Below are 12843 nucleotides of genomic sequence, written 5' to 3'. Positions count from 1 at the left end.
GATGATAGTTATTTTATTGTACATGTAGGAACGAAAATGCTCAAATATTTGGAAAAGCCCCAGCACTTTCGCCTGGGGCTTTTTTGCTTTTTGCCGATTATAATGCTGATTTAATGACCTTTTTATAATACAGGATGGATAGTATCCCGAAAATGGAATATAAGGCGGTGTACAGCACCATAACGATAATCATAGGCATCCAAATTTCGGTTCCAAACAAGAACCAGCCGGATTGGACGGCGAAATAGCTATGTGATAGGCCAATCACTAATGGAATGCCGAAGTTAAAGAGCTGTTTTATTTTAATGCCTCGAAGCAGGTCACTTTGGGTGAACCCTAACTTTCTTAACACCGTATAATTGGCTTTTTCATCTTCGCTCTCATCCATTTGCTTAAAGTAAAGGATACAGCCTGATGTAATGAGAAAGGTGAGTCCCAAAAAGCCAACTACAAACATGATCACTCCCATGTTCCGCTTCTGATTGCTGCTCATTTCAAGGCGGGATGTTTGTTGATCATTAAAATTCGCAGCTGCAAAGAGACGATTGGCTTCTTCAATCTGTTCTGCATTTATCATATCAATTCCAATATATAAGGATGATTTCTTTTGAATCTCAGGATTTACATCTTTCTTTAACCGCTCAAAGATGGTTTCGTCTACAATGACAGTGGGTACTCCCCCGGCTGCAAAATAGTAGGGAATGACATAATCCTTTTTTAGACCCACATATTGTTGAGGTATGACTTCTGTTTTCCCCTTCAAATCCAAGGGGCCAAAGTCTTTCAAGGACATGAATTTCTGTAACATATCATTATAGCCCGTTAAAACCGTTTGGCCTGGAGTTACATCCGTACCCTCCACAGATTGGTCGCTTACGACAGGCAGTGTCATGGAATCCGTACCATCATTTAATTGTTCCATAGGAGTCTCCATAATTTGCGCTGTCTTCACACTGACTTGAATCACTTCAATTTTCTTTTCACGATACTTTATATCATGCTCATGAAGTAACGCTTTGAATTTCTCCGCATCCGGTACATTCGTCATGGCAAAATGGGAAGGTACATTGTCCTCAGCTGCTTGATCCGCAGAATAATAGGCGATATAGCTTAAGGAAAGTAAACCGATGGCAAGTGCTGATACTGTCGTAATAATGGTCAACAACAAAGCATTGGACTTCATGCGGAACATAATGGATGAGAGAGATAGCACCTCATTAATGTTCAAATAGCCGCCTTTACTCTTTCTGATGATATTGGAAATAAAGCGGATAGATCCTTTATAAAAAAGGAGTGTTCCGATGATGACAGTGCCCAAAATAAACACCATAGCCATAAACAATTCATTTATGGATGTAAAGTCTCCACCAAATAATTTGGAGGAAACATAGTAACCTAAAGCGATGAGAGAGATGCCAATGATCCCGATGATCATCTCAAAGATCGATATTTTCTTGATTTTCCCTTCGGTGGTTGAGGTCACTCTGAACAAGGACAAAATACTTTGTCTTTTGATAAAAGAATAATTCATGAGCATGATCAGCAGGTAGATGACAACAAAAACGATGAGTGTTTGAGTCAGTGCTTGGTTAGAGAAATATAGAGTGGCAATGGCTTCGACGCCCGTCGTCTTAAATAAAATCATAATCACTAATTTGGAAAAGGAGAATCCAACCCCAATCCCAATGAAGAGGGAACTAAAGTATAAAATTAGGTTTTCAGCACTCAGGATGCGAAAAATTTTACTTTTAGTCATTCCGATCAATTGAAATAGGCCAATTTCTTTGCTTCGTCTTTTTATAAAAATATTATTGGCATACATAAGAAAAATGCAGACAATAGCGACCAGTAAAATGGAAGCTGCCCGTATGGAAGCTGCACCTTTAACAGACCCCTTCACTTCGTCCATGGAGGGATCGTACTGTAGTGTGACAAAAGCGAAATAGAGTGCAACACTGAAAATGAGGGCAAAAACATAAAGGTAATAATTTTTCAGGTTTTTTTTCAAATTTTTTAGAATGAGCAGATTAATGTTCATATTGGACCCCGCCTAAGACCCCTTGGGTTTTCATGATATCCTGGAAGAAGCTTTGTCTTTCCTGCTCGCCTTTGTGAAGCTGCGTATACATTTGCCCATCCTTAATAAAAATAACCCGACTGCAATGGCTGGCAGCGACAGGATCATGCGTGACCATAATAATGGTTGCTTTGCGTTTTTGGTTCAACTGGCCCAGCTTGTTTAATAAATCGGAAGCCGACTTGGAATCCAGTGCACCCGTAGGTTCATCGGCAAAAATAATACTGGGCTCATGAATAAACGCTCTGGCCGCTGATGTACGCTGTTTCTGTCCACCCGAAATTTCATTGGGATACTTATCTTTCAACTCATAAATCCCCAATTCTGTAGCCACTTCCTGAAATCTTCGGTTGGCTTCTTTCTTAGGCGTTTTGGTGATGGATAACGGTAAGAGGATGTTCTCCTTCACCGTTAGCGTATCCAGCAGATTATACTCCTGAAAAATAAAGCCTAAATGCTCTTTTCGAAATTCAGCCAGTTGCTTTTCTTTCATTTTCGTCATTTCGATATCATTGATTCTAATGGAACCTTGGCTCACTTTATCAATAGAGGAAAGAACATTCAGCAATGTGGTTTTACCTGAACCGGAGGCTCCCATAATACTGACAAATTCCCCTTCTTCAATAAGGATATCTATTCCCTTCAAAACCTCCTGCATATTGAACTTATTACCGTAGCTTTTACGGATTTTATGAGCTTCTAAAATGTTCACTTCGATGCACTCCTTATTGTTCTTGTAGCCTTATTATAAAAATAGAGCCGATGTTTTTCCTTTGATTGGGCGAACAATACATAAAAGCATGTGACATCTCTGTCACATGCTTACCACACTCACGAAATCATTTCGTTTGGGAAAAATTAAAGTGAAGGTTGTACCTACGTTCGGTTTGGAGTGCACATCTATATGTATGAGCAAGGTTTGTGCTGCCTTTTTCGTTAAATATAACCCCATACCCGTTGAAGTGTGATCAGAATGTTGGGTTGTGGAGGTAAAACCTTTCTCGAAGATACGCGGTATATCCTTCGGATCAATACCGCGTCCAAAGTCTTGAACCTCAAGCTGTATTCGATCCCTTTGTTCATAGCTGTGGATGATAATATCACTGGCATCGCTATATTTGATGGCATTGGTTAAGAGCTGTCTGATGATAAAAGCCAGCCATTTGGCATCACTCAGCACTTCCATGTGCTCAAGTTGGATGTCAAAACCGATCCCCTTTTGGATGCACCATGACTGTAATGCTTTGATCTCTTTAAAAACCAGAGATTTTAAATCCACTTGCTCGACATACAGATCATTTTCAATAAAAGATATTCGTTTGTGATGGAGCTGCTGATCCAGCAGTAAGTGAATTCGTAGCCATTCATAGGTTAACTGAGCTTTTAGGGACTTGTCGTCCAACCGCTCAATCATCAAATGCATGGTGGTCAAAGGTGTTTTTACCTCATGAATCCAGGATAATAGTTCATCTTTTTCATGTTCAAGTGTCAATTGATTTTGCGAGATGATCTGTTGTAACCGTTCGTTCTGGCCCGTGATTTTTTGTTCAATGATTTGCTCAAACGGACTCTCCGGTTCGCCTATACCCGTTAGTTCAAGAGAACTCTCCCATTTTTCTAGTGTGGTATAGAACTTGGTTTCCTTGGGATAACGAATGATTAAAAAAACCAAGAAAATCATCATAGATAAGAAGACGATATAAAGAATCGGCATTAACGGAATTGCTGCATCCACATAAGCAATGAACAGGATCAGGAATTGCTGACACACAAACAGTAGAATCCAGCTCCGCCTCTCTATAAGGTATTTTTTAATCATAGGCAGGTGCCTCTTCTGTAGCCATGTAGCCTTGCCCGACTTTCGTTTCAATGAAACGGCCCAAATCCAGCTCGTCCAATTTTTTGCGCAGGCGGTTCAAGTTGACGGTCAGGGTATTGTCGCTGACAAAACGTTCATCATCCCAGAGGCTTTTAATTAATTCCTCACGTGCAACAATTTTATTTTTTTGTTCGATCAGCAGCTTCAAAATAAAAATCTCGTTCTTGGTTAATTCGATGGAGCCAGTCTCATTGGCTACTACATTTTTTTCATAGTCGACCGTTGCGCCACACCATGTTTTAAGGGAGACAGGTTCTGTATTGTAATTATATACGCGGCGGAGTGTCGCCTGTAATTTGGCAATGAGTACATCAAAATGAAACGGTTTTTGGATAAAATCATCCGCTCCAAGCTGCATCGACATCACCATATCCGTAGGATGATCCCGTGAAGATAAGAAGAGGATGGGGACGTTAGAGTGGGATCGAATCATTCGACACCAATGAAACCCATCAAATTTCGGCAATTGAATATCTATCACGACCAGATCAGGCTTTATCGTTGTGAATTCCTGAATGACTTTATTAAAGTCCTGGATGCCATACACATCATAGTTCCATTGAGTTAACCGATCCTTCATTTCATGGAACAAAGTTTCATCATCTTCAATTAATAAGATTTTGAACAACGAATTCACCACTTTATATTTTTTTCAGGATTTTGCAAATTCCTCTTTTATAAAGTGTATAGCAAAAATTGTGTATATGCTACATGTGTGAATTCCACTTGATATTGCGATAATCTGCTGTTAATAGTTGAGGTTTATAGTGGGATTTAGATTGACTATCTCATATATATATTAAAGGATGGATGCAATGATGGGGATTCACACGTATTTTCGGTCGCTAAATGAGCTGGAAAGAATCATCCGTTGTCCGGGTAAGTTTAAATTCGAGGAACACAGCGTATCGGCACATTCTTGGAAAGTCGTACAATACGCCAAAACGCTGGCTGATATTGAAGAGAGAAATGGTGTCCGTATTGACTGGAAAAAGCTATACGAGATTACGAGCAGTCACGATTACGGGGAGATTTTTATTGGAGACATCAAAACGCCAGTTAAGCACTCCTCTAAGGAACTACGATTATTAATCCAACAGGTCGAAGAGGGTATGATTGAGTATTTTATTGAAGAGAATATTCCCGAGGATTTTAAGGCTATTTTTCGCAAACAGCTAAGGGAAGGTAAAGATGATTCTGTAGAAGGTTTAATCCTTGAAGTTGCGGACAAGATGGATCAGGTATACGAAGCATTTGCAGAACTTCAGCGGGGAAATACGGAAAAAGAATTTATAGTCATGTACCGTAATGCACTTGTAAAAATCAAGAATATTCAATTACACTGCGTTGAGTATTTTTTGGAGAATATCCTGCCCGATATGGTCAAGGAAGAAACGCCTTTATCCATTGATATCAAGAAGATTACGGAAGAAGCCTTAGCTTTGTAAGTGAATCTCCCTACCGTCCAGAAGCTACCGAAGCGCTTCTGTTCATACATAATAATTCTCGTTTCAAACCGAGACAATGCTTGACTTCAAGTTAACTTTAAGTAGTAACATACGGAATGTGACGTGGTGCTTAGGAAATACGATGACTATTCTGACAATTTAGGAGTGATAGAAATTGAAAAAGAAACAACTGGGTAACAGTGACCTTCAAGTATCTGCACTGGGTCTGGGCTGCATGGGAATGTCCGAATATTACGGTGAGTTGAATGAGCAGGAGTCGATCAAAACACTTCATCGTGCGCTGGAGCTAGGGATAAACTTTTGGGATACTGCCGATGTCTACGGTGTGGGGGAAAATGAAAAACTGATTAGCCAAGTCCTGCGGAGCCGCCGCGACGAAGTCGTATTAGCCACTAAATTTTCCATTATGCGTGGGGAAGATGGCGCATTTATGGGTGTAAGTGGCCGTCCCAAATACGTAAAAGAGGCATGTGATCGCAGCCTGCAAAGACTGGGTGTAGATGTGATTGATCTGTACTACCAGCATCGTGTTGATCCGAATGTGCCTATCGAGGAAACAGTTGGTGCGATGAGTGACTTGGTTCAAGCGGGAAAAGTCCGCTATTTGGGGCTGTCCGAAGCTTCTCCTGGGCTCATTCGACGCGCTCACAAGGTACATCCGATTACAGCGCTGCAAACGGAATACTCCTTATGGAGCCGAGAAGCAGAAGATGAAGTTATACCGGCGTGTAAGGAACTAGGCATCGAGTTTGTGGCCTACAGTCCACTTGGACGCGGCTTTTTGAGCGGACAAATTCAGAAGTTTGATGATTTTGCAGAAGATGATTTCCGTCGCTCTGTGCCACGTTTTCAACCTGAGAATTTCCAGAAAAATCTGGATCTCGTGCAGCATGTTAAGGACCTTGCCGCCCAAAAAGGGGTCAAACCTTCTCAACTGGCGTTGGCATGGCTGCTTGCGCAAGAGGGAATTGTACCGATTCCAGGAACCAAGCGGGTTACGTATTTAGAGGAAAATGCAGGATCCGTCGATGTTGTTTTATCCGCACAGGAAATGGAAGCTATTAACGCAATTATTCCAAAAGGAATGGCAGCGGGTCTTCGTTATCCTGCAGAACGGATGCCGAATTGGCAAGCCGAATAATTAAGATAACATGTTAATCCCAAAAGCCGCCCTTAACGCGTATCGACGTGAAAGGCGGCTTTGTGGGTTTACATATACTGCTAAGGATGTGCTTTTAAAATTCCCAAGGGACGTCCTACGGTCAGGAATGTACGACCGAAGTGAGCGTCCTATCTTTATAAAACAGGGGCTTGCAATGCAGTATTGATATTTTGTAGATCCATCGTAAGCTGCTCTTTTACGTTCCATGGGTGATACCAGCCACGTTCGATCATGTATGTTGAAATCTGCTCATGCATATCAATAGCCTCATCCAGTTGCTTCGTAAGAATTGCCTTAATTTCTGGAGTTCCCGCTTCTGTTACGGCCATAGCGTAATTTCTCACACCGCTTTTGGCCGCGTTCAGAAAATCGGCTGCAATGACTTGGTCCGTTAAGGTATGCAGTCCGGTCAAATGCTCCAACAGTGTATTCATGGCTTAACCTCCTGTGAGATGGCTTGATCTAAGAGGGTACCGAGTTCTTGTAATTGGCGGGTCGATAAGTCAACATCCTGCTGTAATATAGCTTTGAGAGTTGGATCAGAGATTAATGCTTGCATGGTTTTAGACTTGGTAAGACACACTGTTTTGAACGCTGACAATTCATGGACTTCAAGTGTTTCGTGCAGGCCATACACCATATGACGTTTACCTCCAATGCTCCAATATATAGTTAAGGTTTAAGTACAACTTTGATGCAATTGTCCTGTCTGGTATCAAAAATTTCATATCCACGTTTGGCGTCGCTTAACGGAATGACGTGTGTAACAACGTCTCCTGGGTCCACCTTTCCCGTATCAATCAGCTCATACATATATGGCATATAGTGAATAACGGGAGCCTGTCCCGTACGTAAATTAACATTTCGCTGAAAAATGTCTCCCAAAGGAAAACCGTTATATCGTCCGCCGTAGACTCCGGTAACTTGAATGGTGCCACCTTTGCGCACAGCCTGTGTAGCTATGACTAGTCCTCCTAAAGCTCCGCCGTGAAGCTTGAGACCGGAAGCGAGAGATTCCAGCGGAGACATTTTACCGCTCATGCCGGAGCAGTCAATAACTACGTCTGCGCCTCCTTTGGTTATCTCTTTGAGGTAGTTGCCGACGTTTTCTTGCGATTCTACATTAACAATTTCCACATGATTTGTACGCTTCGCATGTTGCAGACGATAATCCAGGTAGTCTGCCGCAATGACTCGTTTTGCCCCTTTGAACCAGGCGAACTTCTGGGCTAGCAGACCTACCGGTCCACAGCCAATAACAATGACAGTATCCCCCTTCTTTACTCCGGCATTATCGACGCTCCAAAATGCAGTAGTCATGGCATCAGCAATCAGGCAAAGCTTCTCGTCAGGATGTTCACAACTCTCCGGAATTTTGAAGTGAGTGAAGTTGGCAAAAGGCACACGTAAATATTCAGCTTGTCCACCCGGATATCCACCAGTTGTTCCTGAATAGCCGAAAAAACCGCCCATTTCTCCATGCTCATTAGAATGATCACATTGACTTTCCAATTGGTTTTTACAATAAAAGCATTCACCGCACGCTATGTTGAACGGAATGATCACGCGGTCTCCCTTTTTTAAGTTGGTTACGCCGCTGCCAACTTCCTCTACAACCCCCATCGGCTCATGACCAATTACATAATCTTCCTGTAGATTCGGAATCATTCCATGAATGAGATGCAGATCTGAACCACAAATAGCGGTTGTCGTCAGTCTGACAATCGCATCGTCGGCTTTTTGAATACTTGGGTCCGGAACCTCTTTAACCACAACGTTTTTGATACCTTGGTAGGTCACTGCTTTCATGCCTGGTTTCCTCCCATATGTTCGTCCGGCGTGCGATCAAACATACCCTTGCGGGTGGTATCGTCTGGGAACAGTTTCATTTTACTGATGTCCACCGTCTTGTTGGCTGATAGTTGATCCAATTGATACTGCTTTTGCAGATCATAGGGATGAAACCATTTTTTTCGTACCATAAGATCAGTAATTTCCTGATGAAGAGCGATGCCTTGATGCAGTTGATTGCGCAACAGAGTTCTGGCATCTGGAGAGACGGTTTCCGTCAAGGCTACGGCTGTATTTCGAACTCCTTCCTTGACGCGAATCAGAAAATCCATCGCTAAGGTCGTGTCTGCCATTTCTGGCATGTTTAATGAGTTTCTTGGATCCACATAATCCATTTTAGCGGACTGGGTCTGATCTAATGTCACATCATTCACCTCAATTTAAGATTGGTGTTGGTCGGAATTCTGGAACAGGTGCCTGAAACGGTGCTTTAACATACAATGCTTGCAAATCGGCAATAGCTTGTATAGATTGCTGAACATCTTTTTCCATTAAATCCTTTAGCTCTTGATCGAATACCAAGCCCTGCATTAATTTGGACTTGGCTAAGCATAACGTTTTAAAATTAAGCGCTTCGTGGATTTCTAAGGACTCATGCGCCGCTAATGTAGACTGTTGGTTTATCATCGGATCACCTTTCTTTTATGTTTCTCAAAGGTATGTTATCCAGCCTAACTAGGTTTATTCGAAAGGATCGTGCTATTCGGCTTCAACCTTGCCAAGTGCTTTTTTGGCCGGTCCTTCAATGACTTCGCCTTGATATGAAAAGCGAGAGCCATGACAAGGGCAATCCCATGTTCTTTCCGCTTCATTCCACTCGACTTCGCAACCCATATGGGTGCATGTCGTGTCCACTAGGTGCAATGCTCCTTGTGGGTCTCGGTATGCGCCTGCTCTTTTGCCGTTTACCCGGATGACCGACCCTTCGTCGTGTTCCAGTTCTTCGGCTTTTTTGTAGCTGATGTCTAACTTTCCAGCAATCAAATGTTTAGCCACATTTGCATTTTGAGTTACAAATGTTTTAATGTCGGGGTCCATATGAAACCTTGAAGGGGAGAAAAGATCCTGGTAGGGGCTTTCCTCTCTGGTAATCAGATTCGTATTTAATAAGGCTGCCGCTACACTTGTGGTCATCCCCCATTTTCTATAACCCGTAGCAACGAGGATGTTAGAGGTGTTGGATAGTTCCTGCCCAATATAAGGGAGCTTGTCTAGCGTATACAAGTCTTGGGCCGACCAGCGATAAACGATCTCCTTTAATCCAAATGTTTGCTCCGCGAACTTTTGTAAAGCTTCATAGTACTGGAAGGTACAGATTCCTTGTCCTGTTTTGTGACCTTCCCCACCGACGATAACCATTGGTTCTCCGTTTACCATTACGGAGCGAAGTGAACGTTTTGGGGTTTCTGCACTTAGATACATACCACCTGGATAGATTTTATCGGTTTTGACCGCGAGTACATAAGACCGCTCGGCATGCAATCGCGCAAAATAAAGACCGTTGGGATCATTGAATGGAAAATGTGAGGAGGATACGACATGGTTGCAGGTAATTTTCTTTCCGTCGCTGGTTGTAATGATGGCAGGGTTTCCTTTTTCCACATCTACAACGGTGGTTTGCTCATAAATTTCCCCGCCCTGACGGATGACTTGGTTTGCCAAATATCTTAAGAAAGGTACAGGATTAAACTGGGCCTGGTTTTTCATCTTAATAGCTGCTTTAGTTGAAAACGGCAGAGGCGTTTGTTCGACATAACTTCCCGGGATGCCAAGTTGCTCGTAAGCTTTATATTCGTCGTCGATTTTTCCAACGTACGTATCTTCACATGTATAAACGTAGGCATCTTCTTCTGTAAATTGACAATCAATATTAAACTCTTCTACCGTTTGTTTGATAAATTGAAGAGCGTTGTGGTTGGCTTCGTAATAGAGCCGGGTTTTTTCCTTGCCAAAATGGGAAATAAACTCGCTGTAGATCAAATCATGCTGTGCGGTAATTTTGGCGGTAGTATGACCGGTTGTCCCATGAAGTATCCGCCCTGCGTCGACGACGGCGACGTTTAATCCTTTTTTAGAAAGTAAATAAGCAGTGGTAATACCGGTAATCCCCGCACCTACAATGGCAACATCCACCTGAATATCCTCACTAAGTTTGGGGAAGTTAGGGATGTCAGTGGAAGCTAACCAATACGATTCGGGAAATTGCGGAAATGCGATACGAGATTTGCCTTGTGTCATTTTTACAAAAACCCCTTTGTATACAATTTATGTATATTGTTATCATTGTGGGGTTTTATATTCACTAAACGACTCTCTTTAGTATTTTTTTGATACAGGAGGGAGTGATGGAAAAGAAACAAAGCCGTCCTTAACGCGGATCGGCGCGAAAGGAGGCTTTGTGGGTTTAAATATGCAGCTAAGGACGTGGTTTAAAAATACCGAAAGGACGTCCTACGGGCAGAAATGTTCGGCCAAAATGTGCATTCAGAACGGCAGCTCCTGTACCGTACAGCGAGAGTAGACCAATGCCCATTTCAGCATAAGCGGCGATGGTATGGAACACCTCTGGGGCAACGCCGAATGCATCGAAGCTAAGGCCGAGGAATAGAAAATCAATCAACACAAAAATAAAAAATAGGACCTTGTGCGTCTCCATGGCTCCAATGGTCATGAAGAGCGTGAAGATGAGATAGCCGGCAAAGGCAAAGCCGAGCTGTTTGCCATCTACAGCAGATGCCAGCTCTGAGCCGAATACGCCCATTTTAATCATCCAGCTACTAGCTACGGCTAACCAGAAGAAGGCGTAAGCACCAAATGCCGTCATGCCAAAGGTATTGTTATGCTTTGCATCCTGAATGCAGGCAAACAGCTGTGCAAAGGCACCAAGGAAAATAGCCCAAGGGATAATAAAGCTCAAGCCTTCAGTGAGACCAAGCTTTTGGGATGAAGCTACAAGTGTTACAATAGCCAAGCCAAACAGGCCGATCGCACTCGGATCGGCCGTTATGATTTTTACGTTAGCATGAGATTCATTTTGCATGAAAAAATAGAAGCCTCCAATAATATTCAAATACGCGTCAATCTGCCGATGCCAGAATCACACTGACATATTGTAACGGAAACCGGCGTGCTCGCATAGTAGGGAATTCATAGATTTTCTATCTATTACGGTTGCCTGTATTAACGTTATTACGACCACCCTCGATACTGACTGAGGTAAAAGGAATACTTTCAGCTAGCTTTAATCCTGTTTTCAGCTTGACCGGGTACAATCAAGGCAATTTTCCCGGAGAGGATGCATAACTAATGAAAACGAAAAAGACCGTTTGGATTCCGGCAATCATCGCAGTTACGGTAGCAGCTCTGCTCGTCATCTACTATTACTACATGCCTTCGGTTTCCGGGGGCGGACCTGGCCTGCGACCGCCGGGAGGAGAGGTAAGCAATGTGGCAGGGCACATGGGCGGACGTCCCGGTGAAAAAGGAGGTGAAGGCAACGGGGAATTATTCAAGACTTTGGGTACTATCTCCGTGTTCCTTGGGGCTGCGACCTTCTCTTGGTTCTGGTTTAAGAAGAAGTTGAGATCGCCATCGATGTTGGTTAGAAAGACTGGGAAATTGTTACACTCCATGCATAAACTGCTGGGTTGGGCGACCTTGATCCTGATTGCCGTTCATGGTATTTATTTTTTGATTACCAAGCTTCAAGATAACAAAACCTATACTGGGATTGCGGGATTTGTCATTCTGCTGGCGATCGCCGGGTATGGCTTCTTCATTAACAAAGTTCGTAACAAGTGGATGCGGACTGTGCATCGTTTGCTCGGATTGCTTTGGGTTCCCGTGTTGCTGCTACATGCTGGCGGATCGGCGATTATGGCGGTCATCGCCAGCCTTGCAGTGGGGGTACTTGTCTGGGTACTGGAAAGAATCGTTGAGAAAACGACGAAGCCTGTTCCAGGGGACACTCCCTGATTATCTTGAATGGTGTTACCGCAGGATTTGTGATAATATTTACACCTATATAGAATGAGGAAGTGACATAGTGATCAATATAACAATTCCAACTCCGGATATCACGATTACCAAACAGGTTAACCCTGAGCTCAGCCATATTTACGGATTTACCGACTTTCACCTGATCCCTAGAGATAAGGCTGGCGTCTTTATGTTTTACAATGCGCAGGAGGAACTGCTGTTCGTTGGTAAAGCAAGAAAGCTAAGACCAAGAATCAAAAAGCATTTTGAAGATAACGTATCGCCGATCAAGGACAAGCGGAATGAGGTTGCGATTATCGAGGTTTGTATTGTAGAAGATGCGGTAGAGCGAGAAATTTATGAAACCTACATTATCAATTCACAAAAGGCTAAATATAACGTTGAAAAAGTATTTTTTAAGTAATGG

The 12843-nt window shown here is 42.8% G+C and carries 15 protein-coding genes; 4 read left to right on the top strand and 11 right to left on the bottom strand.

Annotated features, from left to right (window positions below):
• Nucleotides 1-97: 97 nt before the first annotated feature.
• The 4 genes from MKX46_RS14865 to MKX46_RS14850 all read right to left on the bottom strand — a co-directional run bounded on the left by MKX46_RS14865 (nt 98) and on the right by MKX46_RS14850 (nt 4584).
• Entirely contained in the window at nt 98-2038 is a 1941-nt protein-coding gene (locus MKX46_RS14865) for an ABC transporter permease (protein WP_029518851.1), read from the bottom strand.
• Entirely contained in the window at nt 2028-2789 is a 762-nt protein-coding gene (locus MKX46_RS14860) for an ABC transporter ATP-binding protein (RefSeq protein WP_069012292.1), read from the bottom strand. The genes MKX46_RS14865 and MKX46_RS14860 overlap by 11 nt, the downstream gene beginning before the upstream one ends.
• A gap of 102 nt (nt 2790-2891) precedes the next feature.
• Nucleotides 2892-3896, bottom strand: coding sequence for a sensor histidine kinase (locus tag MKX46_RS14855; RefSeq protein WP_029518849.1), 1005 nt, complete (start codon nt 3894-3896; stop codon nt 2892-2894).
• Nucleotides 3889-4584: a response regulator transcription factor gene (locus MKX46_RS14850; RefSeq protein WP_029518848.1), complete on the bottom strand. Its 696-nt coding sequence runs from the start codon at nt 4582-4584 to the stop codon at nt 3889-3891. Before MKX46_RS14850 ends, MKX46_RS14855 begins: the two co-directional genes overlap by 8 nt.
• Nucleotides 4585-4774: 190 nt before the next feature.
• Here MKX46_RS14850 and MKX46_RS14845 point away from each other — a divergent pair, with 190 nt between their 5' ends.
• Both MKX46_RS14845 and MKX46_RS14840 read left to right on the top strand, forming a co-directional pair.
• On the top strand, nt 4775-5404 hold the full coding sequence (locus tag MKX46_RS14845) for a YfbR-like 5'-deoxynucleotidase (protein WP_209947909.1): 630 nt from the start codon (nt 4775-4777) through the stop codon (nt 5402-5404).
• Nucleotides 5405-5579: 175 nt separating this feature from the next.
• The gene (locus MKX46_RS14840; protein ID WP_341071409.1) at nt 5580-6566 is read left to right on the top strand and encodes an aldo/keto reductase; all 987 of its coding nucleotides are present in this window, start codon (nt 5580-5582) and stop codon (nt 6564-6566) included.
• Nucleotides 6567-6721: 155 nt separating this feature from the next.
• Here the strand turns inward: MKX46_RS14840 and MKX46_RS14835 are convergent, their stop codons facing one another.
• The 7 genes from MKX46_RS14835 to MKX46_RS14805 form a co-directional block, all read right to left on the bottom strand.
• On the bottom strand, nt 6722-7021 hold the full coding sequence (locus MKX46_RS14835) for a spore coat protein (protein ID WP_029518845.1): 300 nt from the start codon (nt 7019-7021) through the stop codon (nt 6722-6724).
• A complete protein-coding gene (locus MKX46_RS14830; RefSeq protein ID WP_029518844.1) occupies nt 7018-7227 on the bottom strand; it encodes a hypothetical protein in 210 nt (69 codons plus the stop codon). The genes MKX46_RS14835 and MKX46_RS14830 overlap by 4 nt, the downstream gene beginning before the upstream one ends.
• 32 nt (nt 7228-7259) lie before the next feature.
• On the bottom strand, nt 7260-8396 hold the full coding sequence (locus MKX46_RS14825; protein ID WP_029518843.1) for a zinc-dependent alcohol dehydrogenase: 1137 nt from the start codon (nt 8394-8396) through the stop codon (nt 7260-7262).
• Nucleotides 8393-8773, bottom strand: coding sequence for a spore coat protein (locus MKX46_RS14820; RefSeq protein ID WP_209947911.1), 381 nt, complete (start codon nt 8771-8773; stop codon nt 8393-8395). Before MKX46_RS14820 ends, MKX46_RS14825 begins: the two co-directional genes overlap by 4 nt.
• A gap of 40 nt (nt 8774-8813) precedes the next feature.
• Nucleotides 8814-9065, bottom strand: coding sequence for a hypothetical protein (locus MKX46_RS14815; RefSeq protein ID WP_039271973.1), 252 nt, complete (start codon nt 9063-9065; stop codon nt 8814-8816).
• Nucleotides 9066-9137: 72 nt separating this feature from the next.
• Nucleotides 9138-10676, bottom strand: coding sequence for an FAD-dependent oxidoreductase (locus MKX46_RS14810; protein ID WP_165145585.1), 1539 nt, complete (start codon nt 10674-10676; stop codon nt 9138-9140).
• A gap of 178 nt (nt 10677-10854) precedes the next feature.
• Nucleotides 10855-11478 carry an acetate uptake transporter gene (locus MKX46_RS14805; protein ID WP_274483251.1) on the bottom strand — a complete coding sequence of 208 codons (624 nt, stop codon included), beginning with the start codon at nt 11476-11478 and terminating at the stop codon, nt 10855-10857.
• Between the two features lie 266 nt (nt 11479-11744).
• Between MKX46_RS14805 and MKX46_RS14800 the strand changes: the two genes are divergently transcribed.
• Nucleotides 11745-12413 (top strand): hypothetical protein, encoded by a 669-nt coding sequence (locus MKX46_RS14800; RefSeq protein ID WP_340933717.1) that lies wholly within the window; start codon nt 11745-11747, stop codon nt 12411-12413.
• Between the two features lie 70 nt (nt 12414-12483).
• Nucleotides 12484-12840 (top strand): nucleotide excision repair endonuclease, encoded by a 357-nt coding sequence (locus tag MKX46_RS14795; protein WP_039271971.1) that lies wholly within the window; start codon nt 12484-12486, stop codon nt 12838-12840.
• The last annotated feature ends 3 nt before the right edge of the window (nt 12841-12843 follow it).

The organism is Paenibacillus sp. FSL P4-0113, from assembly GCF_038009305.1.
Lineage (GTDB): Bacteria > Bacillota > Bacilli > Paenibacillales > Paenibacillaceae > Paenibacillus > Paenibacillus polymyxa_D.
This window is presented reverse-complemented; position numbering and strand designations above follow the sequence as displayed.